Annotated in this window: 28 protein-coding genes; 14 read left to right on the top strand and 14 right to left on the bottom strand. The window is 57.4% G+C overall.

The annotated features are described in order from the left end of the window. Positions 1-56: 56 nt before the first annotated feature. From MNODULE_RS21745 to MNODULE_RS21735, 3 genes are all read right to left on the bottom strand, one after another. Positions 57-887 (bottom strand): hypothetical protein, encoded by an 831-nt coding sequence (locus tag MNODULE_RS21745; RefSeq protein ID WP_168063299.1) that lies wholly within the window; start codon positions 885-887, stop codon positions 57-59. Between the two features lie 134 nt (positions 888-1,021). Continuing rightward, entirely contained in the window at positions 1,022-1,225 is a 204-nt protein-coding gene (locus MNODULE_RS21740) for a hypothetical protein (protein WP_168063298.1), read from the bottom strand. A gap of 166 nt (positions 1,226-1,391) precedes the next feature. Then, positions 1,392-2,795: a sigma-54 interaction domain-containing protein gene (locus tag MNODULE_RS21735; protein ID WP_168063297.1), complete on the bottom strand. Its 1,404-nt coding sequence runs from the start codon at positions 2,793-2,795 to the stop codon at positions 1,392-1,394. Between the two features lie 381 nt (positions 2,796-3,176). Between MNODULE_RS21735 and MNODULE_RS21730 the strand changes: the two genes are divergently transcribed. The 4 genes from MNODULE_RS21730 to MNODULE_RS21715 are packed head-to-tail and all read left to right on the top strand — an operon-like array spanning position 3,177 to position 7,139. Continuing rightward, complete coding sequence (locus tag MNODULE_RS21730; RefSeq protein WP_168063360.1) at positions 3,177-4,634, top strand: circularly permuted type 2 ATP-grasp protein; 1,458 nt, start codon at positions 3,177-3,179, stop codon at positions 4,632-4,634. Positions 4,635-4,637: 3 nt separating this feature from the next. Further along, complete coding sequence (locus MNODULE_RS21725) at positions 4,638-5,573, top strand: alpha-E domain-containing protein (protein ID WP_168063296.1); 936 nt, start codon at positions 4,638-4,640, stop codon at positions 5,571-5,573. Beyond that, positions 5,564-6,367, top strand: coding sequence for a transglutaminase family protein (locus tag MNODULE_RS21720; protein WP_168063295.1), 804 nt, complete (start codon positions 5,564-5,566; stop codon positions 6,365-6,367). Before MNODULE_RS21725 ends, MNODULE_RS21720 begins: the two co-directional genes overlap by 10 nt. A gap of 25 nt (positions 6,368-6,392) precedes the next feature. Then, the gene (locus tag MNODULE_RS21715; protein ID WP_168063294.1) at positions 6,393-7,139 is read left to right on the top strand and encodes a proteasome-type protease; all 747 of its coding nucleotides are present in this window, start codon (positions 6,393-6,395) and stop codon (positions 7,137-7,139) included. A gap of 5 nt (positions 7,140-7,144) precedes the next feature. On the opposite strand, the gene MNODULE_RS21710 is transcribed toward MNODULE_RS21715, so the two are convergent. Both MNODULE_RS21710 and MNODULE_RS21705 read right to left on the bottom strand, forming a co-directional pair. Beyond that, the gene (locus tag MNODULE_RS21710) at positions 7,145-7,555 is read right to left on the bottom strand and encodes a hypothetical protein (RefSeq protein WP_168063293.1); all 411 of its coding nucleotides are present in this window, start codon (positions 7,553-7,555) and stop codon (positions 7,145-7,147) included. A gap of 228 nt (positions 7,556-7,783) precedes the next feature. Next, the gene (locus MNODULE_RS21705) at positions 7,784-8,128 is read right to left on the bottom strand and encodes a hypothetical protein (protein WP_168063292.1); all 345 of its coding nucleotides are present in this window, start codon (positions 8,126-8,128) and stop codon (positions 7,784-7,786) included. Positions 8,129-8,485: 357 nt separating this feature from the next. Between MNODULE_RS21705 and MNODULE_RS21700 the strand changes: the two genes are divergently transcribed. Then, positions 8,486-9,031, top strand: coding sequence for a BON domain-containing protein (locus MNODULE_RS21700; protein ID WP_168063291.1), 546 nt, complete (start codon positions 8,486-8,488; stop codon positions 9,029-9,031). Between the two features lie 69 nt (positions 9,032-9,100). Here MNODULE_RS21700 and MNODULE_RS21695 read toward each other — a convergent pair whose 3' ends face one another. Next, positions 9,101-10,087, bottom strand: coding sequence for an aldo/keto reductase (locus MNODULE_RS21695; RefSeq protein ID WP_168063290.1), 987 nt, complete (start codon positions 10,085-10,087; stop codon positions 9,101-9,103). A 96-nt stretch (positions 10,088-10,183) separates the two neighbouring features. Further along, positions 10,184-11,215, bottom strand: a complete 1,032-nt coding sequence (locus MNODULE_RS21690; RefSeq protein ID WP_168063289.1) for an alpha/beta fold hydrolase — start codon at positions 11,213-11,215, stop codon at positions 10,184-10,186. Positions 11,216-11,592: 377 nt separating this feature from the next. On the opposite strand from MNODULE_RS21690, the gene MNODULE_RS21685 reads away from it, so the two are divergent. From MNODULE_RS21685 to MNODULE_RS21660, 6 genes are all read left to right on the top strand, one after another. Continuing rightward, positions 11,593-13,218 carry a hypothetical protein gene (locus MNODULE_RS21685; protein WP_168063288.1) on the top strand — a complete coding sequence of 542 codons (1,626 nt, stop codon included), beginning with the start codon at positions 11,593-11,595 and terminating at the stop codon, positions 13,216-13,218. A gap of 151 nt (positions 13,219-13,369) precedes the next feature. Continuing rightward, positions 13,370-13,612, top strand: a complete 243-nt coding sequence (locus MNODULE_RS21680; RefSeq protein ID WP_168063287.1) for a hypothetical protein — start codon at positions 13,370-13,372, stop codon at positions 13,610-13,612. A gap of 6 nt (positions 13,613-13,618) precedes the next feature. Continuing rightward, positions 13,619-13,966, top strand: a complete 348-nt coding sequence (locus MNODULE_RS21675; RefSeq protein WP_168063286.1) for a hypothetical protein — start codon at positions 13,619-13,621, stop codon at positions 13,964-13,966. Between the two features lie 54 nt (positions 13,967-14,020). Then, complete coding sequence (locus MNODULE_RS21670) at positions 14,021-15,040, top strand: methyltransferase (RefSeq protein ID WP_168063285.1); 1,020 nt, start codon at positions 14,021-14,023, stop codon at positions 15,038-15,040. 144 nt (positions 15,041-15,184) lie between these two features. Then, entirely contained in the window at positions 15,185-16,147 is a 963-nt protein-coding gene (locus MNODULE_RS21665; RefSeq protein WP_168063284.1) for an alpha/beta hydrolase family protein, read from the top strand. Between the two features lie 33 nt (positions 16,148-16,180). Beyond that, positions 16,181-16,591 (top strand): VOC family protein, encoded by a 411-nt coding sequence (locus MNODULE_RS21660; protein WP_168063283.1) that lies wholly within the window; start codon positions 16,181-16,183, stop codon positions 16,589-16,591. Between the two features lie 9 nt (positions 16,592-16,600). Here MNODULE_RS21660 and MNODULE_RS21655 read toward each other — a convergent pair whose 3' ends face one another. Then, a complete protein-coding gene (locus tag MNODULE_RS21655; protein WP_168063282.1) occupies positions 16,601-17,074 on the bottom strand; it encodes a hypothetical protein in 474 nt (157 codons plus the stop codon). A 55-nt stretch (positions 17,075-17,129) separates the two neighbouring features. Further along, positions 17,130-17,777, bottom strand: coding sequence for an outer membrane beta-barrel protein (locus MNODULE_RS21650; RefSeq protein ID WP_168063281.1), 648 nt, complete (start codon positions 17,775-17,777; stop codon positions 17,130-17,132). Positions 17,778-18,058: 281 nt separating this feature from the next. Between MNODULE_RS21650 and MNODULE_RS21645 the strand changes: the two genes are divergently transcribed. Further along, positions 18,059-18,367 carry a PilZ domain-containing protein gene (locus MNODULE_RS21645; protein WP_168063280.1) on the top strand — a complete coding sequence of 103 codons (309 nt, stop codon included), beginning with the start codon at positions 18,059-18,061 and terminating at the stop codon, positions 18,365-18,367. Between the two features lie 8 nt (positions 18,368-18,375). Here the strand turns inward: MNODULE_RS21645 and MNODULE_RS21640 are convergent, their stop codons facing one another. After that, on the bottom strand, positions 18,376-19,635 hold the full coding sequence (locus tag MNODULE_RS21640) for an OmpP1/FadL family transporter (protein WP_168063279.1): 1,260 nt from the start codon (positions 19,633-19,635) through the stop codon (positions 18,376-18,378). A gap of 238 nt (positions 19,636-19,873) precedes the next feature. Here MNODULE_RS21640 and MNODULE_RS21635 point away from each other — a divergent pair, with 238 nt between their 5' ends. Further along, the gene (locus tag MNODULE_RS21635; RefSeq protein ID WP_168063278.1) at positions 19,874-20,314 is read left to right on the top strand and encodes a DUF4168 domain-containing protein; all 441 of its coding nucleotides are present in this window, start codon (positions 19,874-19,876) and stop codon (positions 20,312-20,314) included. Positions 20,315-20,546: 232 nt separating this feature from the next. After that, complete coding sequence (locus MNODULE_RS21630; protein ID WP_168063277.1) at positions 20,547-20,954, top strand: hypothetical protein; 408 nt, start codon at positions 20,547-20,549, stop codon at positions 20,952-20,954. A gap of 60 nt (positions 20,955-21,014) precedes the next feature. Here the strand turns inward: MNODULE_RS21630 and MNODULE_RS21625 are convergent, their stop codons facing one another. The 4 genes from MNODULE_RS21625 to kaiC are packed head-to-tail and all read right to left on the bottom strand — an operon-like array spanning position 21,015 to position 25,137. Next, a complete protein-coding gene (locus MNODULE_RS21625; RefSeq protein WP_168063276.1) occupies positions 21,015-22,673 on the bottom strand; it encodes a PAS domain-containing sensor histidine kinase in 1,659 nt (552 codons plus the stop codon). A 14-nt stretch (positions 22,674-22,687) separates the two neighbouring features. Further along, a complete protein-coding gene (locus MNODULE_RS24890; protein ID WP_202882314.1) occupies positions 22,688-23,017 on the bottom strand; it encodes a circadian clock KaiB family protein in 330 nt (109 codons plus the stop codon). Continuing rightward, entirely contained in the window at positions 23,014-23,349 is a 336-nt protein-coding gene (gene kaiB, locus MNODULE_RS21615) for a circadian clock protein KaiB (RefSeq protein ID WP_168063275.1), read from the bottom strand. Before kaiB ends, MNODULE_RS24890 begins: the two co-directional genes overlap by 4 nt. A gap of 6 nt (positions 23,350-23,355) precedes the next feature. After that, positions 23,356-25,137, bottom strand: a complete 1,782-nt coding sequence (kaiC, locus tag MNODULE_RS21610; protein WP_168063274.1) for a circadian clock protein KaiC — start codon at positions 25,135-25,137, stop codon at positions 23,356-23,358. Positions 25,138-25,424: the final 287 nt, after the last annotated feature.

Here is a 25,424-nt window from a genome sequence, read left to right as displayed (position 1 = left end):
CGGAGAGATTCGATCTCCGCGTGTTTTTTTTAACCCTTCTATCTTACTTACCGACCCTACACCCCCGCCAAAACCGGCGCTTCTTCTTTTACATTCGTCTTCTGAACCGGCCTGCCGGGAACGATGTTCCGTTCCTTCCGAAACGCTTCCAGCGATCCCCACGTCCTTCTGATGTTGAACGCGAGCGATCGGGTTGCTTTCGATCGACTCAATTCGGTGGTCGTCGGATGGACGCCCCGTTTCCGAACGAGGGTGTCGTACTGTTTGATGCTTTGCAGTTTACGACCCTCCGTCCGGACCGCTTCGAGCTCTTCGTCGGAGATCCCCAGAAGCGTGATCTGCTTTGAGAGATAATTCACAGAGACATGATTTGACTTCGCCACTTTGGCCATTTTGAGGAATTTGCGGTAATCCTTCAATATTTTTTCCTTTGAAAGAAGCGGGGCCTTCGGCGGCTCGTATTTGAACAGCCCGATCGCCGCCCCCTTCTTTAACAACTGGCGCACTCGCTCCCAGCTTAATCCGAGCTTCGCCCCGACACCTCTGAGACTTTTTTCTTTCTCATAGAGAGCATAGACTTCCATGAGCCTTTCGACCGTCGAGTGATTCGGCGAAATATTTTTCCGGCGTGTTCGCTTGTCGCCCAGCGCCCCTCCTTGTTCAAAGGCGGCGTGGATCTTCTTGGTGACGCTTCTCGAAACCTGACTCCCCTCCAATATTTTTTGAACTGTCGAGGGATTCACATTCAGACTATCCGAGACCCTCCAGAGATCCACCTTGTTGGTCACCATCCCCTTTAGCCAGGAGAACGGTTCGCCCTGGTTCTTCAGCGGCCGAGCAGTCGACTTTGATTTGATGACGGTAGAAGCCGTCGATACGGTCAGCAATGCTCTTTCCCTTTCTATAAAAAAACGTTTCCTCTTGATTGAATTCTGATTATGCCCACGTCGGGGCCGGGGCTAGAGCCAGTGCATTCTCATTCGGCTCCAACCCCGGTGGGGGGCCCTCCAGGGGGAGGGAACTAACCGACGTGTATCTTTTCTTTAAGCGTTGGGGTGACCAATTCAGCCCCCTCCAGCGGGATACCCGCTTCCAATTCTTTCAAATCAGAATGCGCGATCCCTCTCCGAACCGGCGGGGCATCCATAGTTACTCCCCAAATCACATTCACAAACGCAAAAGCAGCCAACGCAAAAAACCCAAACTCAAAAAATCCATTTTCCATGGCACCCTCCTTCAAAAGGTTGTATGCCCTATCTCTAGAGCAAAGGAGATGCCAAATGCATAAAAAATTAAAAGCCAATGTTTATCAATGACTTATGTTTTCAGGAGTATCTTTTGAAGTGTTTCAAGTGTTTCAGGTTGACACAGGAATAGTTTCAGAATGAGATTTACTTGGGGATTTTGATGCCATACTCCTTGAGCCGCCGCCAAAGGGTCGATCGGCTGATACCCAATTCCTCAGCGGCCTTTGCCTGATTCCAATCTGTTTTCTCGAGCGCCTTCAACATCAATGTTTTCTCTTGATTGGCCAGCGTCCCCTCCTTCCGAGAGGAAAGGGGGGCTTGCTTTGAAAGAGGGGCCACCGGTTTCGGAAGATGTTCAATCGACAAGGTCGGCCCGGGCGAGGTCACGAAGGCATGCTCGATCATATTCTCCAATTCCCTCACATTCCCAGGATAATCGTATGAGAGGAGATATTCAAGCGCCTCGGGCGAGATGTTGCTGATCTGTTTGCCTGTCTCGCGGCTGAACTTCGCCATGAAGTGTTTGATGAGGGGGAAAATATCATCCTTTCGCTCCCGCAACGGAGGGACACGGATCGGGAAGACGCGGATACGGTAGTAAAGATCTTCCCGGAATTTTCCGGCGCGGACCTCCTCGGTGAGATCCTTGTTGGTCGCGGCGATGATCCGGACATCGACCTGGATCGTCTTCGTCCCCCCGACCCGCTCAAACTCATGCTCTTGCAAGACCCGGAGCACCTTTGCCTGCGCCGTCGGGCTCATATCGCCGATCTCGTCGAGAAAGAGGGTCCCATGATCGGCCAGCTCAAATCGGCCGGGGCGATCATAAATCGCCGTGGTGAAGGCGCCTTTCATATGGCCGAAGAGCTCGCTTTCGAGAAGCTCGTCCGGAAGAGAGGCGCAGTTCACGGCGATGAACGGCTTCTCGCGCCGCGGGCCCATCTGATGGATCGCCCGGGCGATCAATTCCTTTCCGGTGCCGCTCTCCCCCTCCAGCAGAACGGTCGCGGTCGATCCGGAAGCCGACGCCACCAGATCGAGCATCTCCAACAGTTTCTTGCTCTTTCCGACCAGCGAGCGAAGGCCGGAGGGTCGCGACTGTTTTTCTCCCGGCTCTGAAGAGAACGGGGCAAGACTCCGGACGATCTCCACGGCGCCGACCACCTCCCCCGCTTCATCCAGAAGAAGATCGATATGGATCTGGACCGGGATCGGCATTCCATTCAGGTCTCTTAAAACCGTTTCATAGTGTGAAACACGTTCTCGATTGAACATCAGGCGATCGAGAAGGGCTGCATGTTTCGGAACGAAGATGCTGTCGCTGAGAATCTGCTGAACGGCTTGGAGATCGGCCGCCGCCTCATCATGATGAAACAACATCCGCCCCAACGCCCGATTGGCGAAGATGACCTTCTTATCGGTATTCACCGCGAAGACCCCTTCACTCATCGCGTTTAAAATCGCCGCCGCGTCGAACTTCATGCCGACTCCCCGATGGTCTCGTTCTTCACCCCCGTGGAAAACGATCCCCAAACCAACCTTATTCATTACTCCCCTTCTCACCAAGAATCAAGAGGGAAATGAAATCCAGCCCGGAATCTCATTCTTCAATGCTCTCGGTAATCACGCTTCGCCTCAAATCGTCGGACAAAAGACAATTCTGTCATCCGAGGTCGCCGTTTCAGGGTCGGGCCGTTTCGGTGAACGGCTGAATTTTGACGATAAAACAATTCCATCTGCTGTCTGCACACCGATTCTGGAGCAGGGTACGGCTCTTGCTTTTTTATAGGGTCGGATACAACGTTGTATTCCCGGACGGGCAAGGCGTCCTCTCCCATAATGAGGTGGGTTTATTGGAGAGGAGGCCTTTTTTATTGACCAGATACGGAGGATGCAATGAAACCGGAACGGCTTTCCTTCCCTCGGATCATGAGAAACACGGCGGCGGTCCCCGCGTCGGAGCCGACCGCGCTTCGGCAATACACCCTCGATGAGATGCGCGATTCAGGCGGCGCCGTCCGATCGCACTACACCTCCTTCAACGACTGGCTGCAAACCGTACCTCCCGCGCAAATGAAACAAAAGCGGGACGAAGCGGAACGTCTTTTGCGCCGGCTCGGCATCACCTTTGCGATTTATGGTGAATCCGCCGGCGCCGAGCGGTTGATTCCATTCGATCTCATCCCCCGGATCATCCCGGCGAAAGAATGGAAGATCCTGGCGGCCGGCCTCCGCCAGCGGGTCCTCGCTCTCAACGCCTTTCTTCACGACATCTACCACGGCCAGGAGATTCTCAAGGCGGGGCGCATCCCGGCCGAGATGATCTTCAGCAATCCCCAGTACCGGGTCGAAATGCAGGGGATCAACCTCCCCGGCGGGGTCTACATTCACATCGCCGGGCTCGATGTGGTCCATACCGGAGAGGGGGAGTTTCACATCCTTGAAGACAACCTGCGGACCCCCTCCGGCGTCTCCTACATGCTGGCCAACCGCCGGATGATGACCCGGCTCTTCCCCGATCTCGTCCGCCGTCACGCCATCGCGCCGGTTGAACATTATCCCGAGCTGCTCCTTGAAACGCTCCGCTCGATCGCCCCGGCGGGGGTCGATGAGCCGACCGTGGCGCTTTTCACACCCGGTCCCTATAACAGCGCCTACTTCGAGCACACCTTTCTCGCGCAGCAGATGGGGATCGAAGTCGTCGAAGCATCCGATCTGTTCGTCCGGGACAACAAAGTTTACATGAGAACGATGGAAGGACCGGTCCGGGTCGATGTTCTCTATCGGCGGATCGATGAAGATTTTCTCGATCCCCTCGCCTTCCGCTCCGACTCGACATTGGGGGTGCCGGGACTTCTTTCGGTTTACCGCGCCGGAGGGGTCACCCTCACCAACGCCGTCGGCACCGGGGTGGCCGACGACAAGGCGATCTATGCTTACGTTCCGGAGATGATCCGCTTTTATCTCGGCAAAGAGCCGATTCTGAAAAATGTCCCGACCTTTCAACTGCGCAATCCGGAAGAGCGCGCTTATGTCTTGGCGCATTTGAGCGAGCTGGTCGTGAAAGAGGTTCACGGCTCGGGAGGATACGGCATGCTCATCGGACCGGCCAGCAGCGCGAAAGAACGGGATCTCTTCCGGCAGCGCATTCTTCGCAATCCGGAGAGCTATATCGCCCAGCCGACCCTTTCCCTTTCGACCTGTCCCACCTTTGTGGAACAGGGGATCGCGCCCCGGCATGTCGATCTTCGCCCCTTCGTGTTGAGCGGCCGGACCGTTCATCTGGTCCCCGGCGGCCTCACCCGTGTTGCGTTACGCGACGGCTCCCTGGTCGTGAACTCTTCCCAAGGGGGAGGAACAAAAGATACCTGGGTCCTGGAGGAGTAAAACATGCTTCTGCGAGTCGCCGACCACCTTTACTGGATGGGACGCTACATCGAGCGGACGGAGAGCACCGCGCGCGCCATCGAGGTCGCCTATCAGGCCTCGCTTCTGCCGGCCGCGCTCTCCGCCGACCGGGAATGGGAGGGCCTCCTTGCCATGGTCGGCCAGCGGGACGATTTTTTTGCGCGTTACGGTTCTCCTTCCGCCGCAAAGGTCCTCCGCTTCATGAGCATCGACCTGGAGAATCCGGTGAGTCTCCTTTCTTCTCTGCGGGCGGCTCGGGAAAACGGCCGCTCCGTCAACGGGAACCTCTCCCCCGAAATGTGGGAGAGCTTAAATACGATCTGGCTCGATCTCAGAGAGGTCGATGAGGATCGCCTTCTCTCCACGGGGGTGATCCCCTTCCTGGAACGGGTCAAAGAAGGGGCCTATCTCTTCCGCGGTATTCTCCACAGCGCCCTCGGTCAGGAGGAGGTGCTCCGCCCAATCGATTTGGGAACCTTCCTCGAACGGGCCGATCACACCATACGCACCCTCCGGGCCCGGTACGCCTGCCTGCTCCAGCAGGGGAAGCGGGAGGCCGACTATTATTCATGGCTTGCGATCCTCCGATCGGTCGGCGCGGACACGGCCTACCGGCGCCTCTATCGAGATCTGATCACCCCCGGCCGGGTGGCCGAACTTCTGATTCTACGGGAGGAGGTTCCCTGCTCTCTTCACGCCTGCATGGACCGAGTCAACGATCTTCTCCGGCCGCTTTCGGGCGGGATCGGCCCCGAAGCGGTGCGGCTTGCCGCAGATCTTCACTTTCTGCTTCACGACGGCGGGATCCGAAAAACCCTCCAATATCACCTGCATGATTATCTGATCGATTTTACCGGCGCACTCGGCAGGCTAAGCGCAAAAATAGACGAGGGATTTCGGGGACAGATATGCGCCTGAAGGTGAAGCATCAGACCGTGTATCGCTACAGCGCGCCGGTCCAGCGCAGCGTTCAGACGCTTCGTCTGACCCCCCGATCAAACCGGCGGCAGCAGATCCTGAAATGGCGCCTCGACCTTCCCGCTGCCGCATCGGAATATGTGGATGCCTTCGGGAATCTCACACAGTTGTTGACCGTCGAAGAGCCCCACGAAGAGATCCGGATCGGGGTCGAAGGGGTGGTTGAGATGTCCGAGGCGCCCGGCCCCGACCGGGGCGAAGTGCTCTCCCCGTTTATCTTTCTGCGGGAGACCGCGCTGACGGCGACCGATCCGCGCCTCCGCCATTTTTCAGAGGAAGACCGGGGCCGGACCGTTTCGGATCCGGTCGCCGCCCTTCATTCCCTTGCGGAACGGATTCGGGCCGCTGTCCGGTATGTAAAAGGGACCACCACGGTCCAAACCACGGCGGCTGAAGTTTTATCGCAAGGAAGCGGTGTCTGCCAGGATCACAGCCATCTCTTCATTGCCTGCTGCCGTATCCTCGGCCTTCCGGCGCGTTATATCAGCGGTTATCTTTACACCGGCACCGAAGCGAATCCGGAGCTCGCCATGCATGCCTGGGCGGAAGCGTGGGTCGACCGGATCGGCTGGCTGAGTTTTGACATCTCCAACGGAAGCCCGGCGGAGGCCGCGCATCTCCGCCTCGCCGTCGGGCGGGATTATCTCGACGCCTGCCCGGTGCGCGGCGTTCGATTCGGAGGCGGCGATGAGACCATGGACGTCCAGGTTCAAGTCATGAGCGCGCAACAATAGCGCTTTTCATTTAAATGGAGGTCCTATGACGTATTGTGTTGGAATGTTGCTTGATTCGGGGCTGGTTTTCGCCTCCGACTCCCGCACCAATGCCGGTGTCGATCATATCGCCACGTTTCGGAAGATGACCGTCTATGAAAAACCGGGAGACCGGCTGTTGGTTTTGATGGCCGCCGGGAATCTGTCGATCACGCAGGGGGTGATCAATCTCTTGGACGAAGATCCTTCCGCGGAGATCGGCGAGACGATCTGGAATGTGCCGTCGCTGTACGCCGCGGCGCGGCTGGTCGGAAGCGCTTTACGGAAGATCTATGAGATCGACGGCGGCTATCTGAAGCAGCATGGGGAAGAGTTCATCGCGTCGATCATCTTGGGGGGACAGATTCGCGGCGAGCAGCCGCGTTTGTTTAACATCTACGCCGCCGGGAATTTCATCGAGGCGACGGCGGAAACCCCTTACTTCCAGATCGGAGAGAGTAAATACGGAAAACCGATTCTCGATCGCCTCATCACCCGGAGCAGTACTTTGGACGAAGGGGCCAAGTGCGCCCTCCTCTCCTTCGACTCCACGATTCGAAGCAATATCTCCGTCGGTCTTCCGATCGATCTGCTCTGCTACGAGCGCGACCGTCTGCGGGTCGACGTCCGCCGGAGCATCGATCAACAAGATCCCTACTTCTGCGAAATCAAACGGCAGTGGGCGGAGGGGCTTCGGGAAACCTTCGCGCGTCTTCCCGATCCTTGCTGGGGGGAAAAACTCGACCCGATCTAGTCCATTCACTCTTCGGGCGAGCGGTTCGCGCCGGCCACCGGCGCCTCCGCACCCGTGATGCTTCGAAGCTTCAGTTCCACCCCCTCGGACGAGAAGGAGAGAACCAGCTGCCCATGCGCATCGGCATTCTCAAAGCGCTCCAAAGTGGAATTCTGATGAAACCGAAGCGCTTCCGCTTCCCTTTGCGGGGGCGGAGTTTCGCGCCGGGCTTCAAACTCAAGGGGATCGTCGAGGCCGCCCCCCCCGCGATCTTCCGGCTCGACCGTGGCGGAGCGATCGGAACCGAGATCCCGCTCCGATTGAACCGGTCTGACCGGATGAACGACCTTCTCCCCCTCCGCCCCGGCCGGGAAAACCCCGAAAAGGAGTGTTCCCATCCAGATTCCGATCAAAACCAAGCCGGTCCGACGTTTCATCTCTCTCACCTCACAGTAAATGAATCCCGGGAAACAGATACCCTAACTTTATCTTATCAACGTTTGAGCCCGATAACGATCCCCCAAAAGGGGTAATCCGAAAGGAGTATCCTCCTCCCGCCGTTTTCAAAAGCGGAAAGGGTGAAGCCCCAAGGGATTACCTCCCCCGGGGCTTCTCTTTGAAGAATCACGGGATAGAGCGAGGTCGCGTTGCTCGCGCTCAGTGCCTCAGCGCGTCATCTCCGCAGCATCAGGCTCGCTCTTCGGCATCCCTTTGTAAATATCGACAATCAGATTATCCCGGTCGAGTTCGACCGTCACCCGGTCGCCGACGTTGAAATTCCGAAGCCCCTCTTCCTTTGCTTTGTTCAGGCTGAACATCCGCTGCTTTCCGCTCCCCTCCTCCGGCTCCAGGAAGATCATCCCCCCGTCGATCCGGTCGATTTTTCCCGTGATCGTGGTAAAGGCCTTTTCAGTTTCAGATCGAGGCGTCGCCGCATGCAGCGAGCCGTCAGGCAGCATGAAAAGAGCCGTCCACAGGCCCAATCCGATCGTCATTTTTTTCATGCTCATCGCGCCTCCTTTCTGCTCCGGCATATCCCTTGGAGCATCGATAGGCTTTCGGTTCTCAATTGCCGGGTACGGTCCCGGCCTGTCCAAGCTCTCTAGCCTATCAACTCCGAATCGTCCATTCAATTCGAGAAAATAACCGGAGTCAGTCCTCTGGAAAATAGGGTCTAGTCTATTCGGGTAATACCCAAGGGGTGACTATCCATCGATTTCCTCTTTTGGTATTCTGGAAGAGATCGAGAACGGGATATTACCGGGCAGACTATCACGCCCATCTATATGCGCTAAAGGACGTGCCGAATCCGGCCCAGCCCTCGGCCGTCACATTTCGTCAACCTAAACTCATAAGGAGGGACGCTCATGAAAAGAACCTTCCTGCCGATGGGAACCCTTTTCGGATTCTTTTTTCTCATGATCGCAACGGCCGTATCGCCGGCCTGGTCGGCCCCGAAAGGGCCGACGGGTCCGGCCGCATCGGACCTGGAAATCACAACCAGAGTGAAAGCGCTTTTCGACCGGGACAATCATGTCGATCTCAGCGACGTCGACGTGAAGACCGAAAACGGCATTGTGATCCTCAGCGGAACGGTCCTCACCCACTATGAGCGGGGGTACGCGGTGCAAACCGCCGGCGAGATCCCCGTCGTGAAGGAACTCGTTGATCGCATCAAAGTGGTCGCGCCCCTGACCCCGGATATCGCACTGGCGAAGAAAATCAGAGCGGATCTTCTGAAAAACCCGATGGTCAATATTTCGAAGCTCAACGTCACGGTTGAAGATGGATCGGTGAGATTGCAGGGATACGCGCTGTCCGAAAGCCAGAAGAGACAAGCCGGCGATCTGGTGCGGGATCGAAAACAGGTCGCATCGCTTCAAAACGAAATCAAGGTTCTCTCCGAAGAGTGATCCTGAACGACGAGGCCGGCCTTCAGTTCCAAGGCCGGCCTCGCTTTTTCCGACCCGATCTGAACGGGACTACAGATTCACCGCCCGCATTCCCTGCTCGGGATAACGCTCTCCCCACGTGCCGCCGTGCGGGGCCGCTTCATTGATCGAGAGAAGATCTTCCAACGTGATCTCGACATTCAGCGAGGCGATATCCTCCTCCAGATGGGATCGCTTGCGGGTCCCGGGGATGGGGACGATCTCATTCCACTGCGCCAACAGCCACGCCAGCGCCAGCTGCGAAGGGCTCGCCCCTTTTTCAACAGCCAGCTCCTCGATCCGCCGGACGAGGTCGAGGTTGTGCTTGAAGTTCTTTCCCTGAAAGCGGGGCGAGAGGCGCCGGAAATCCCCTTCCTCCAGATCTTCAAAGCGCTTGATCTTTCCGCTCAGGAATCCGCGGCCAAGGGGACTATAGGCGACAAAACCGATCCCAAGCGCGCGGCAGGTCGGAAGGATCTCGTCTTCCGGATCGCGGGTCCAAAGAGAATATTCGGTCTGCAGCGCCGCGATCGGGTGAACGGTCTGCGCCCGGCGGATCGTGCTCGGGGCCGCCTCGGACAGCCCCAGATAGCGGACCTTCCCTTCGCGCACCAGCGCCGCCATCGCGCTGACCGTCTCTTCAATCGGCGTCTCCGGGTCAACCCGATGCTGATAATAGAGATCGATCACCTCCACGTTCAGCCGCCGCAGGCTCGCTTCACACGCCGACCGGACATAGTCCGGCCGACCGTTCACTCCGAGGAAGCTTCCGTCCGGGCCCCGCACATTCCCAAACTTGGTGGCAATGATGACTTGATCGCGCCGTCCCGCAATCGCTTTCCCGACCAAGGTTTCATTGTGTCCTACTCCATACATGTCGGCGGTGTCCAGAAAGTTAATCCCAAGATCAAGCGCCCGGTGAATCGTCTCGATCGATTCTTGATCATCCTTCCGACCATAGAATTCGGACATTCCCATGCAGCCAAGGCCGATGGCCGATACGGTCAGACCCTCTCTCCCCAATTGTCGTTTTTGCATGCCAAGCTCCTTCTCATGGCTGAAAGCAATGATCCTGCTTAGTCGGTTAGATCGATGCTTCATGAAGATCGAAGCGATGGAAAGTCTCTTGAAGGTTCAACCCTGTTTGGCCGCCTCAATGACTTCTTGAATCGCATGAAGAACCAGATCGGGTTGCTGCGCAATAATTCGATGGCCGCTCTTCTCCGCGATGATCTGCTTTCCCTTTGAGGAGCGCTGTGCCAGGGCGGCCTGTTGCGCCTGCCAGATCGGTTCGATCTCCTGCAATAATTCAGGATCGCCCCGCGGTCCGAGCAGGTCGCCGGTGAGGCCGTGGGTCAGGACGCGAAGCGGCAGATCGGGCCGCAGCGGCGGTGCCTCGCGCAGATCGATTTCGCTTCTCTCGAGACTCTTCAGAAAGCATCGCGCCGCATCCCAGGCGGCGGCACGATAGGTCAGCACCGAGCGGATGCTCCCCTCGTCCAGCGGCAGCTTTTTTAGACTGAAAGGATCAAGCAGATGGAGAACTCCTAAGCGGGCGCAAATTTGTCCAAGGGAGACCATCTTCATTACGTGCGCGCTGGCGCGCGGCAACCGCGCAAGCACCTCCCCATCCAGGGCGTCGCTCAGCACCAGCCCGACCACCTCCTCCGGGTACGTTCGCGCGAAGAACTCAATGATCAGTCCCCCGGCGGATCCGCCCACGAGGACATAAGGAGGTTCGATTTCGACGCACCGGAGGAGCGTCCTTAAATCTTCCACGAGCGCACGAACGCTGCGCGGTGCATCGCAGGGATCGCTCCATCCCATCCCCGCCCGATCGTAGGTGCAAGCGCGGGTCGTTTTCGAAATCTCCGACTGGATCGCGAGATAGTCGACCGAGCAGCCGAATCCGGCCGCCTCCAGAAGCACCGTCGGCTTTCCTTCTCCCATCACATGGAGGTGAAGACGGCGTCCCCCTACATCGATCAGTCTGCCGGGGGCCGGATAACGCCGGGCATTGTTTGCGCTCACCCTTGCTTGATAGGCAACCCCCGCCAGAATGGGGACCAGACCCCACATGGCCATTTTTCCCCAACCGGTCAGAGCGCGACGCAGGCTCTCACCGTCGGGACGAATCCGATTCAATTGCCCCCACAAGAGCTTCATCCATCCTTCTTCAAAGGGAGGATGACGAAAGGAGATCGAATGATCGAGAGATTTCACATTCATGGTTAAATTATAGGCAGGCGGGGGCAGGTCAATCAAGAGGAAGAAAAAACAAGATCGGTTTTGTAGAATCAACCCCTTGCTTTTTGGGTTGGAAGTGTAGAACCCCCGGAGCTCTGGGACAGAGTGGTATACCCCATCGGCCCGCGCCAAAAAGGGTTCGACAGGTCGATCAATTCGATTGGTTTCCCTCTCCTAGAAGGGGGACTGCTCTGTATTCCCCTTGATTATCTCCACGATCCCTGCTTATACTCCACTCCATCACCCCTGCATCTTACCCTTCGGCAGTCACTTCGATCGAAAAGGAGAAAACACCGATGAAATACGGAACACTTTTGCTACTGGCGTTGCTCTGGGCGGCTCCCTCCCTCGCGAAGGAGGCGGAACCCGCCTCGGTTCCTCTCTACGACAACCTCGGAAAACATCACCACAAAATCACCACAAAATCTCCTCAAGCCCAGCGTTATTTCGACCAGGGCTTGCGGCTCACCTACGCCTTCAATCATGAGGAGGCGATCGTCTCCTTCATGGAAGGGGCGCGGATCGATCCCGACTGCGCCATGTGTTATTGGGGAGCGGCGTTGGCAATGGGGCCGAACATCAATCTGCCGATGGAGCCGAAGACCGAGCCGTCGGCGCACGAGCTGGTTCAGAATGCGGTCGCCCTCGCCCCGAACGTCTCGGAAGCCGAGCGGGCCTACATCGACGCCCTCTCGAAGCGTTACGCCGCCGAGCCGGGAGAGAGCCGCGCGTCGCGCGATCGGGCCTACGCCGGCGCGATGCGCGAGGTCGCCAAAAAATATCCGAAGGACACCGACGCCGCGACCCTCTTCGCCGAGGCGCTGATGGACTTGCAGCCGTGGGACTATTGGACCTACGAGGGGGAGGCGAAAGGAAACACCGAAGAGATCGTCGAAACGCTCGAGGCGGTGCTCGATAAAAACAAGAATCATCCCGGCGCCTGCCACTACTACATTCACGCCGTCGAAGCCTCCTTCGAGCCGGAACGGGCCCTCCCCTGCGCCAAGCGCCTCGCCAAGCTGATGCCGGGGGCGGGACATCTGGTCCACATGCCGGCCCATGTCTACATCCGGGTCGGGATGTACAAAGAGGCCGAGGAGGCCAATGTCCACGCCATCCACGCCGATGAGAACTTTATCCAGGACCGGAAAGCGCAAGGTTTCTACACGATGGCCTACTACCCGCACAACATTCACTTTCTCTACGCGGCGGCGGCGATGGCCGGAAGGAGTGAGGTGGCGATTCAAGCGGCGCGGGATCTGGTGGAGAAGGTCCCCGATGAATTGGTGCGGGGGGTCCCGCCGCTCGAGATGTTCAAGCCGACCGCTTATTTCGCCCTGACCCGGTTCGGAAAGTGGGAAGAGATTTTGAAGGAGCCGGCCCCGGCGACCGAATTTAAATACACCACCGGCATCTGGCGCTACGCCCGCGGGCGCGCCCTCGCGGCAACCGGGAAAACGGAAGAAGCCCAAGCGGAGCTCGATTCGTTGGCGAAGCTGGCCGAGGAGGTCGGCCCCGATCTGATCATCAGCATCAACTCGGGCCAGGCGCTCCTCCGGATCGCAACCAAAGTCCTCTCCGGAGAGATCGCCGCCGGCGAGGGCCGGACCGACGACGCGGTCAAGGCGCTCAACGAAGCGGTCGAGATCGAGGACCGCCTCGTCTACGAGGAGCCGCCCCCCTGGTATCAGCCGGTCCGCCAGAATCTCGGCGCGGTCCTCCTGGCGGCGGAGCGCCCGGCGGAGGCCGAGCAGGTCTATCTGGAAGATCTGAAGCGCAATCCGAACAACGGCTGGTCGTTCTACGGCCTGATGAAAAGCCGCAAGGCCCAAGGGAAAAAGGAAAAAGCGGCCTCGGCGAAGCGGCGGTTCGAGAAGGCGTGGCAGCGGGCCGACGTCAGACTCACCGCCTCGCGATTCTAATCGCATCTCTTCCCAAGACAGACCGCCGCCGGGTCGCCGACGACTCCGGCGGCGGATTGTTTTTTATCCCCGCGCATCCCTCTTCCGTCTTGATCTTTGTCGAAAGAATCGTTAGGATAGCAGCCGAAACAGATTCCGAAAGGTCATCAGAATGGAAATCTTTGAACCCTATCCGGCGTTTCGGTGGATCGTGGCGCTCCTCTTCGCCGGCTATCTTCTATACGACCTGATCGAACTGAGGGCCTGGTACCGCGCGCTCCCGCGGATGGTCCAGCGGATCGTCTTCTTAAAGCTTCTTCAACTTCGTTCCCGCGCATTGAAGGTGGAGCTGTCACTGATCGTGATCCTCTTTTTTGTTCAGGGCTGGCTCACGGTCCTTTTGTTGAAAGGGTAGTCGTCGATGGCATGGCAAGTCTGGATCAATATCGGAAAGGTCCTCAGCCCTTTTGTGACCGCGCGGATGGCGGAAAGGGTCCGGGAGAAAACCGATCTGTACATCGATCGGAAGCGGAATGAATTTGTCTCCCACGCCCGCACCGAGGCGGACCGATTCGCGGCGGAGCAGATGCTCCTGATCGAAGCGAAGGTCGACGCCAAGATCGATGAGATCGAGCGGCGGTTCGACGCATTGATCGAAAAAGAAATCCGCGCCAAACTCCGCATCTTGATCCTCACCCTCGCCGCCGTCATCCTGATGAGCCTTTTCTCGCTGGGATACCTTTATTTAAAACGGAGGATGGGGCTCTAAAGAACAATCGTGGAATGAGGAATTCGGAATGAAAAACAAACGGAGCGACACCCCTTGATCCGAACCTACGAAGAGCTCCTCCGCACCGCCGACGCCTTCACCGATTCCCGCACACTGATCGCCGGGGTGGAGCTCGACCTCTTTACCCATATCGGGAAGAAACCGGCGACGGCGAAGGAGATCGCCCGCAGGGCGGATGCCTCCCCGGAAGGGGTGGAATTCCTCCTCAACGCCTTGACCGGGATGGGCCTCCTCGCCAAGTCGGGCGAACGCTATCGTAACACCCCCCTCAGCCGAACCTACCTCGACACCGCCAGCATCCAATCGATCACCAATTTCATCTGGCTCGCCGGCCAGCATTGGGACGACTGGATCGGTCTGGCCGACGCCGTCCGAAAAGGCCGCCGGCCGAAGAAACGTTCCCCGCCCGACAATCCGGCCTTCCGCAGACATTTTTCCAAAGCCCTTCACGAGCGAAGCTTCTACCTTGCTCCGAAGATCCTCCGCCCCATCGATCTGCGCGGCGCCCGGACCCTCCTCGACCTCGGGGGAGGGGCCGGCTCGTACGCTTTCGCCCTGCTGGTCAAATATCCCGAACTTCACGCCACCATCTTCGACCGCCCGGCGGCGGTCAAAGTCGCCCTTGCCGAAGCAAAGCGCGCGGACCTCTCGGAACAGGTCGACGTCATCGGGGGGGATCTCTTCACCGACGACTACGGCGGGCCGTATGACGTGATCTTCTACTCCAATGTGGTCCATATCTACTCCCCCGAAGAAAACCGCCGGGTTTTGAAAAAAATCAAAAAGGCATTAAAACCGGGCGGCCGGCTCATCATCGTCGAATATTTTCTCGACAAAGACCAGGCCCATCCCCCCGACGTCTCCTCCTTTAACCTGATGATGCTTCTCTTCACTGAACGCGGCCGCTGCTACACCTGGCAGGAGGCGACGGCCTGGCTGAAGCGCGCCGGCTTTTCGCGCTTCCGCCGGACGCGGGTCGATGGGAAGATCGGAATTCTGGAGGCGACCTTGAAAACCGCTCGGAGAAAAAAACCTTCCCCTCGGCGTCGGTAGGCGGCTTCAACCGTTCAACGCACAATTAAATAGTTGTAAACCGCGCTCCCGCTATTTTAGAATAAAGTGTCGTCTTTGATGGGTATTTCATCGCTCGCCCTGAACCGCCCGCCCGCTGTGTAAGTCCTCAATGAGGACCGGCTTATGAACCGGCTGAATCAGGCCATTCTCTTTTTGCTTCTCTTTTTATCGATGGCCGCCTGTATCGAGTACCCCAACAAACATAGAGAGACCCCCGGCGTGAGAACCAATCCGATCTTCTCCCTCCAAGATCCCGGTCCGCCCTACCAGGCGATTCAGCGGACCGTTTTTCATCAGGACGACGGTTACATCGTTGAAGAAGTTCACCTCGGCGCCATGACGGTCCGCGTCTGGCAGCCGGAGGGGAATGGACCCTTTCCGGCGATCCTCCTGCTCCCCGGCATCTGGGGCGACCGCATCATTTCAGGTTTTGCGCAAGAGCTCGTCAAAAAGGGATTCATTTGTTTGCAGTTCAGCAGCCAACGCTACCTGACCGGCCTCCGCAGCGCCGCGGTGAGGCTCGACACCCTCGCGGAGCTGATCCGGCTGCAGGTGGCGGAGGCGGCGCAGCTTGTCGATTGGCTCTCCCGCCAGCCCTCCGTCGATGCAAAACGGATCGGCCTCCTCGGCATCAGTCTCGGCGCGATTGTCGGCGCCCTTCTTACGGAAGCCGACGGTCAGATCGAAGCGACGGCCTATCTCCTCGGCGGGGGAAATCTTCCCGAGATCATGGCCTCCCCACAAGGATATGTCAAAGGAAGAATTCGGGACCGGATCATGCTCGCGAACGGGTGGAGCGCCGAGGAATTCAAACGGGAAGCGATCACCGCGCTGAAACCGGTCGACCCGCTCACCTATGCAGGGCGGCTCGACCCGGAGCGGATCTTGATGGTCAATGGCCGCTTCGACAAGGTGATCCCTCATACGAACGCCCGAGAACTTTGGAAGGCATTGGGACAGCCCGACTGGATCGTCCTCCCCGCCGGACACTACACCGCTTCACTTTTCGACCGCTACATTCGGTACCGGGTCGCCCGGCATTTTCTGGAAAAATTGACTCCGCAGCAGTCCTTAACTCAAAAATGATTCCGCCAACCGCACTGAAATAAGGAGATCGATATGAGCGTGCATGTCTACGGCTTGGGTCACATTGCAATCGAAGTGGATGACTTGGAGAAGGGGATCGCTTTCTACCAGGATGTCTTCAATCTCGAAAAACTCGATGATGGGGAAGGAGACGCTTTTTTCAAGCTCGGCGAGCATCAGTTCTTGGCTATGTTCGAGGTCGACGAGGTGAAGCCCGACCGGACGCGGCATTTTGCCCTCATCGTGCGGGACGACAAACAGGTGATGGAAGTCCGCGAAAAAGTCGGTAAAAAATATGGGCTCACGCTGGAACCGCGGTTCCGTTGCGACTTCCGCGACCCATTCGGCAACCGGATTCAGGTGATTGATTTGCACGACGAGTCGATGGTGTGGCTGCTGCCGTATCAAGAAGTACAGAAGACGGGGATCACATTTTCCGATTAAAGTTTCCCTTCAAACTCCCGTCCCTTTCAACACCGTGAACCGATACTCCAGCACGTTACTTTTACGCCCCGCGTGATCTTGCACGAAGACCTCGAAGCGGTGGGTCTGCCTGGCCGCCCGAGGCGGGACCCCGCTGTGCCCGATGTAGATCCCATCCCCCTTCTTCACATCCCCTTCCAAGCCGTCGTCTCGAAGAGGGATGTCGAGCTCTTCACGTCCCTCCCTCAACTGATGAAGCAGCGGGACAATACCGCCCCGGCTCGCGATCCGAAGCGAGATCGTGTAGATGCTCCCGGCGGGGCCGGACGCGGGCGAGATGTTGAGATCGGAAATGACGGGGCTGGGAGGCTCCAGGATGGAGATGAGGGATAGATTCAGCGCCATCAGGGGGATAAAGATCGAGGTCATCCGATTGAACATCACCTTTCTCCGTGGAACGAACCAAATCCGAAGCGCGACCCGGCAGGCAGGAAACCACGGCATGATACTGCGATGCGGAGAGAAAGTCAATTTTGGGATGAAGAAACAGAACCCGGTTCTACATCAAATACCGAACGCCCACCGAAATCGGCATCGCGCGGAACGACTCCCCCGCTTCATCGGGGATACCGTGATCCTCATATTTTATCTCGAAGAAAAGGAGAACATTCGTGTAGGTGAGGACATCGGCGCCGACGCCGAAGGAGAAGGCGAACTTCCGGCTCCGATCGGCGATCGGTTCGGCGTTGAAGTCCGCCCCGTTGAATTGCGTGAAACCGACATCGGCCCGCAGGTAAGGATCGATGCCGGCCGCCTCTTGCGGAAGGGCCGGACCGAAAAGATATCCCTTCACCCCCAGATAAACCGAGAGCAGCTCCTGATCGTTAAACCGCCCGTCGACGGTCCCCGCAGGGGTCTCCAGCGAAATCTCTTTCGCCCGGTAGAGATGGTAGGCCCCTCCAACGTAGACGGCGACACGACGGGTGGCGCGATAGCTCAATTCGAGCGCCACCACGGAGCCCACCTCATAGAGGTCCGACCAATCCAATCCCGGCTCTTCCTCTCCGATCGGAAGACTGTACCGAAAGGCGGCCGAGAGATCGAACTTCTTCCGTTCCTTCTCTTCCGCCAGGGCCTGGCCGGAAAGGAGAAAAAAAATGAGAGCCACGCCGATGACCGCTTTCCACACCCTCCGAATTCGAATCATCCCAGCACGCGCTCCCTGCCCCGTATGTACCCTGAATGAACCGCAAAACAAATTCATCATAAACGAAACAACAGGACGAATGCAATTTCTGCAGAAAGAAAACGCGGGGTGAAAAAGACGGAACCGATTCAGTCCCCCAGGGTTACGATAGGGATAGAAGCGGTACGATCCTGCATCAGACAATTTCGTCACTTTCACCTTGACGCCTTAGGGAACATTTGCTAATCTTCTTCCCGTCCATCCCCTGTCTGAATTCTCACCTTTAGTGTAGGAAGGCCGCCATGACGGATGACCAGTGCGCATCAAAACGGGTCCCCTTCATTACAGATATCGACATTGTCGGTGTTGGGAAGCGGCGCACCATGGACCTGAGCATCGGCGGGATGTACATTGAAATGGTGGCCGATTTTCAGACCGGAGCCGAATTCGAGCTTCGCTTCAAACTGGCCGACGCCGACCCGGACGAAATCCGCGTCCGCGCCCGCGTCCTCTACATTCATCCCGGCATCGGCGCCGGCGTCTCGTTCCTCAATCTCTCCGTCCAAAACGAAGAAAAAATCCGGAAGTGGATCGACCGGGGTTCGAATTAACCGACCCCTCAGAAAAGAACGCTGCCGGAGACAAAAAAGGTCAGCACCTGGGATTTCACGTCAAAGTGCTCTCCGGTGGTTGCATCTTTGGTCTTTCCCTTCCCCAGCGCGTAGCGCATCCCCACATCGAACGTAGAAAGTTCATCGATGTAGCCGGCGCCGAGGGTCGCCCCGTACGAATCGACCCGGTCATCCTGCACCGTTGGACGATCATTCAGACGGGGCGCGGCGCTTCGATTCGTATAGAGGCCGAACCGGATCGGGAATTTCGGCCGGATCACTTCTTCAAACCCGAACGCCGCATTCCAAACCGGGCGGATGTCGATCTCCCTCGATGAAACAGAATAACCGGCGGAACCGTAGTAGGAGAGATCAAAGGAGAATGTCCGGCCCAAGGACGGATGAAGCGCCAGACCGAGGGTGGCGCCGGGCGGGCGCCGGGCCGACTGGCTTGTTTCGCTTTGTGAAAAACTGTTCGTAAAAATACCGGATGTCGCATCAAACGAATATTCCTGATTGTCCGTCTTGATCGTCTGGTCCAAAGGAACCGGCGCCCGCAGGAGCAGGCCGACGGCGTAGCGCTCCGAAGGCTTGGCCAAGAAACCGATCTGCCCCAGCAGACCGTGCGTCGTCGTGCTTGTCCGGCTGAACTGCCCTACCTGGCTCTGCCCGCTCGCTCCGCCGAAAAAGAGGGTCGTCTCTCGAAGGGCTTCACCATACCAATAATAGAGGGTTGCACCGACCATCAAGGTCGGCGTGATCCGGTACGCCAGCGACGGGCCGATGAGATAAACACGGTCTTTGATTCTGGAGTCGATCAATCCGACATCGAAGAACTGGCCCGGCAACAGTTCCACATTTCTGAAGTTCGTCGTTGAGATCACATCAAGGTTGCTCGGGACGATTGCGGAAAAAGCAAGCCGATACTCCCCCAACGACTGGACGACCGACCAGGCGGAAGGATAAAATGCGTTCGATCGGAAGGTGAGATCCTGCTCGAAGAGGCGCTTTTCAAGGGTGTACGTCTGGATATCGAGGCCGTTGGCGGAGATCGACATGCTGGGGGTCGTGATCTGGCCCAGCCCCGCCGGGTTGAAGTAGGCCGCGGACCCGTCTTCCGCGACGCCGGTGTAGGCCCCGCCCATCTGGGCGCTCCGTCCGCCGATCATCACATCAGAATAGGTGTATACGCCGGCCATCGCCGGAGAAACAAACCCGAAGACTAAAACCGCAAAACAAACGGCCAACGCCTTCCAAACCGTCCGCATTCCGACCTCCCCTCAATCAAAAACAAGGTGAAAGACAAGGGAGAGCATGATCTCCCTCCGACATCAAAATATTCCTTTTAAGTTTACTCTATTTTAGAATAATGTCAGCTTCTCGGGGAAAAATGTCAAGACGGAGGAACACCGTTGACACCTTCCCCCCGTCCATGGCAGACTATCGATCAGCTTTTCATCAGGGATCGTCATTTAAAATGAATCATTACTTAGACAGGGGGATACAATGAACCACTTTCGAGCGAATCTCAGATGGGTTTTCATCCTCATGATCGGCGCCATCGGGTGGATGGGAATGATGTCCGAATCGGCCGCCGACACCGCGCCGGGGACCGCGACCGATCCGGCGGAAGTCGAAAAGTATGTGAAGGCGCGGATCGATCTGGGGGAATCGATGCGGGATTATTTCCGCCGGCGGGGAGCGCCGCGATTCGGCGATCCGGAGGGAGGGGGCCCCTCGATGGAAGAATTGCAAAAAATGGAAGAGGAGATCAATGCGGAGGTGGCGAAGGTGCTCGCCAAACATGATCTCACGATCGCAGAGTACCAGAAGCGAAGCCCGGAGGTCTTTGCGGACAAAGAAGCCGTAAACCGATTCTTATCGGAGCATCCCGACTTAAAGCAACGCTACGAAGCCCTGCCGCCGAGCCCGCGGCGAGGGAGATAGCCGCTTAGATCCATATTCCCAATTCAAAACAAATCAGCTCAGGATGCAGACAACGCCCACTCATCGGTGGGCGTTGTCGTTTCTTGGACTCCAAGCATATTTATTAACATCCCTACATTCCATTCCGGCACCGCTTTGGGGCTTCTCTTGACCCGCCTTCGCCTCAAACATTACCATGGATGTATAGGGTATTTGCGACGGGGGGAGGTTTCAACCTCAGAGGAGCAAGGTCGTGATGAAGAAAATGCGCGGGATTTTGTTTTTTGTATTTGTGACGGGGATCTTTTTTATTCAGGCCGATCTAGGATGGGGTGAAAAACCCTCCGAAAAGAAAAACTCCCCGGCGGCAGCCGAAGAAAAACCGAAAAGCGGGGACCGGCAGGAAACGGCGGCCGAGTGTCCACCCGGGTTAAGCGGGGAATTGCCGTCGAGCCGGGACCAGGCGGCGGGGTTGGACGGGACAGCGAATCTCGGCCGACGAGATCAAGCGGTGGGGAATGACAGCCCGCTCACCAAAAATTCCAATGAAGAGATCGACGCCGGACACGTTCCCTGCCCGCCGGCCAGCAGCGACAAGGGGGGGGCCGAGGCGGGGAAAAACGGCAACGGGTCGAAACAACCCGACAACAACTCAAAATAGAAACGCTGCAAAACAATAAATAGAGGCCGGTGCATCTTGCACCGGCCTCGCTCCTAAATATTAAACTTCAATCCGATACGGGAGAAAAACGGTGAAGGTCGATCCATCGCCGTATTGACTCTCGACCTGGATATCCCCCTGAAGATGAGCGACCAGCTCTTTGACGATGGTCAAGCCGAGGCCGACCCCGCCATACTCCCGGGTCATATCGCCGTCGGCTTGGTAGAAGGGGTCGAAGATCTTCGAGAGCTGCTCCGGCGGAATCCCAATTCCCGTATCCTCGATGACCATTTCGATCCCCTTTTTTTCGGGCCGGTTTTCAACCCGGAGGGTAATCTTTCCATTCTGTGTAAACTTAACCGCGTTGGAGAGAAGGTTGATCAGAATTTGCTTGACCTTGAACCCGTCGGTCTGCAAAGGGCCGATGCCGGGGGCGAATTTCACTTGCAGCGCGAGCGATTTCCCCGTGAGAAGCGGCTTCACCGCGGTGAGAGCCTCCTCGACCAGGGGGCGAAGGCGAACGGAATCGACCTCCAGAGAGAGCTTTCCCGATTCGATCCGCGAAAGATTCAAGATGTCATTAACCAAAATTAAGAGCTCCTTCGCGTTCCGGGAGACCGCTTCGAGCGACGTGCGCTGCGCCTCATCGAGGGAACCATACGTTCCCCCGAGCAGAAGATAGGTATAACCGATAATGCTGTTCAGCGGGGTTCTCAACTCATGAGAGACATTGGAGACGAAATACGATTTCAACCGGCTCGCTTCCTGTGCTTCGAGCGTCTTGCGCTTCAGCTCCTCCTCCGCCCGCTTGCGCTCGCTGATGTTCGTCAGCGTCACGACGCAGCCGATCCGCCGGCTTCCGGCTCCGAAGAGGACGCCGGCACTCACCAGCAGATCGAACCGCTCTCCGTCTTCTTTTTCAAAGCGCGCCTCGACCCCCTGGATGGCCTCCCCCTTCAGAACCGATGCGATCGAGAAGGGGCGGCCCTGATCGCCGCCGGGCGCTTCGGAAATCACCGCCGATCCTTTCGGAGACAAATAGAGGGGAAAAACCGCATCGAACGGCTGGAAGATCGGATTTTTATCGCAAAGGCGATGGGCCATCCGGCTGGCGCGGATGATCCGGCCCCCTTCGTCGCAGACGACAATCGCCTCCGCCGCCTGCTCCAGGATCGACCGGGCCAGCTTCTCGGCGGCAACGATCTCCTCGTTCCGTTTCTGCTCGGTGAGATCGGTGATGACCAGACCGATCCGGCAAACCTGATCGAGCTCGATGGTGTTCACCGTGACGTACGCCGGCAGCAGATTCCCCCCCCCGGTTTTTAACGCGATCTCCCCCTTTCGGGTTCCTTTCCTCCCCTCCCGGATGAGCGCTTCGAAGGTCGCCTGGTCCTTCGGCCCGATAAACGGCAGAATCGAATGGCCGATCAGTTTCTCCAGCGGGGTCTTCAGCATCTTCGCAAAACATCGATTTGCGTAGAGGAGGGTGCCGTCGTCCGCCAGAACCGAAGCCGCCTCATCCATCGCTTCGATCAGAACCCGGTAGGTATGGTCGGCTCCCTTCAAGGTAAAGATTTGGGGCCCCTCCGCCCCCTCGACAATCAGGGCATCGACCTCTCCTTTGCGGATCGCGCGGAGGGTCTCTTCCGCCTCTTCAAGCCGCGCGCGAAGCTCCGCCACCTGTTCAGCCAGCTCTTTCTTGGTCGCCTCCCGCCGCATGCCGCCGATCTGCGCTAAGCCGTTATTCCCAGCCCCAAGAGAACCCGCCCTTGGCTGGAGAGATCGCCGACGAGTCTCCTGGGCGGAAGGGGGGACCGTTTGATCAGTGTCGGGACCGCGATGATCCCTTCCTTTTTCGCCAAAGAGGGCTGCTGGTAGAGATCGTAGATTTCCAGATTGTATCTCCCTTTCAGATGTGTTTCGCATATCTCCCTGATGTTCATGATGGCCCGCGTCGACTGAGGCGTGGCCCCCGTCACGAAGAGCCGGAGTTGATATTTTTCAACGGAAAGATTTTCCATCATAGAAGCAGCGGCATTCGTTTTTTTACTGACTCTCTTCACTCTAACGTTCTCTCATGAATAGGGCGGAGGTCGAGCCCGACGAGAACCCGCTCCGCGTTCGACAAATCGCCGATGATTTTTTTAACAGGCGGGGGGAGCTTTCGAACCAGCGTCGGCGTCGCTAAGATCTGGTCTCCTCGCGCGAGTTGCGGTTGCTTCAATAAATCGATGACTTCGATCCGATACTTTCCATCCAAATGGGCTTCACAGATCTTTTTTAAATTGGCCAAGGCGGTCATCGACTTGGCGGTCAGACCGGCGACATAAAGACGCAATTCCCAGAGGGGCTCCATCGATTTGTTTTTTTTATCCCCTGTTTTTCTCCGTGCCATCGCGTCTCAGCTTCTCGATTTTTCCGCCTTGATCCCGTTCGAGGAAGGATCGGCCTTGCGGCTCCGGGCGAGAGCCGCCCGATCCGCCAGAACTTGCTGGAACCGCTGATGCTCCTCTTCCGACAGCCGGCGCAACTCCTGCTCCTCCGCGTCCAGTTCGGCCTGAAGGGCCGAGATCTGCGTTTCAAGCCCTCTCCGTTTCCGAAGAGCATCGCGCCGCTTCCGCTCGACTTCCTGGCGCTGCGCCAGAAGGGCCGACCGCTCCCGCGACTCCTGCGCGATCCGGGCCGAGCCGGTCAGCACCCCTGTCGGTCCAAGATAGACGTCGAGAAGTTTGATCCCCCGATTGCTGAAATAGAACTCCCGGATCTGATTCGAGTGGGCCATCCCGCGCGACTTCAAGACCTCGACCACCCGGTTCCGCTCCCCCCCGCTCTCCATATCGCGAAGCAAAATCCAGGTATCGATCAAGGAAGAGATGCCGACCTCCGATTGCGCGACAACATGCCCCCCGCCGATCAAACTGGTGAAGAGGGTCGTGATCCCCTTCGCCTTTAAAAAGCCGATCAGCCGGGTCAACATCAGTTGGACTTCCATCGTCTGCCCGACCGTGGTCAGGTTGGTGATCGGGTCGATGACGACGGCGATCGGCGCGAACTCCTGAATCATTTTATGGACGCTGACGAGGTGCCGCTCCAAGCCGGAGAGGGTCGGTCGGACCGCATTGAACTTCAGATCTCCTTTTTTTACCCAGACGCCGAGATTTAACCCGATCGATCGCATATTGCGGAGAATCTGAGCGACCGATTCCTCAAAGGTGAAGTAAATACACCGCTCTCCCCGGCGGCAGACGGCGCTGGCGAAATGGGCCGCCATACTCGTCTTTCCGGTGCCGGCCGTCCCCGAGATCAGGACGGTGCTTCCCCGGAAGTAGCCCTCGCCGTCCAGCATCTCATCCAATCCGGCAATACCGGTTGAAATCCGATCCATCGGAGCAGGATGGTCTAAGAGGGAGGAGGTAATCGGAAGGACCGAGATCCCCTTCTCTTCGATGAGGAAGGGGTATTCATTCGTCCCGTGCTCCGAGCCGCGGTACTTCACCACCCGCAGCCTTCGCGTGGAGAGCTCGTCTTTGACCCGATGATCGAGGAGGATCACGCAATCGGAAACATACTCTTCCAGTCCCTGCCGCGTAAATGCGGCCCCGTTCTGCTCCGCAGTCACAACGGCGGTCACCCCTTTGTCCTTTAACCACCGGAAGAGGCGCCGGATTTCCGATCGAAGGACCGCGGCGTTGCTCAGTCCGGCAAAAAGGGTTTCCATGGTGTCGATGACCACCCGCTTGGCCCCGGCCGCTTGGATCGCCTCTTCTAACCGGACAAAGAGCCCGCCGAGGTCATACTCCCCGATCTCTTCGATCTCGCTCCGTTCGACGTGAACATAGTCGAGGACGATTTTCTTTTTCGCGATCAGGCCGGCCAGATCAAATCCGATCGAAGCGACATTCTGAATTATTTCCTCGGGACGCTCCTCGAAAGAGACGTAGACGCCCGGTTCATCGTAATGGACCGCTCCCTTGACCAAAAACTGCGTCGCCATCAGCGATTTACCGCATCCCGGACCGCCGCAAATCAAGGTGAGACGGCCCTTGGGGAATCCACCGGCGGTAATTTCATCCAGGCCTTTTATTCCCGTGGGAGACTTCTTAAATAGATTTTGCGATGGGCTCGCTTTTACCTTCAATACGGACGATTCTCCTCCTTTCCCAATGGCTGATTCGGAACCCATCCGACGCTTATCCTGACTGTAGGCGCGGAAACATCGCGCAAAGGCAATAAAAAACCCGCGATACGATCAATGAACGATCCATCGTTCCCAGTGTTCCGGCATGTTTTCATGAGCAGGAGGAATTCTCTTTTCAGATATGCTTCGTATCAACGTTCAGGATCAATATAAAAATTATATACAAGGCGATTTATCGGTTTCAATACCTTGTAAAAACTTTTTTCAACTTATAACAGCGCTTGCACTCTGAGGGGAAATCGGTTAATTTGCAAGGGACAAGTCATCGAAAA

Source organism: Candidatus Manganitrophus noduliformans (genome assembly GCF_012184425.1).
Taxonomy (GTDB): Bacteria; Nitrospirota; Nitrospiria; order SBBL01; family Manganitrophaceae; genus Manganitrophus; species Manganitrophus noduliformans.
The sequence above is the reverse complement of the archived record's forward strand: the minus strand, read 5'-3'. Positions and strand labels throughout refer to the sequence as shown.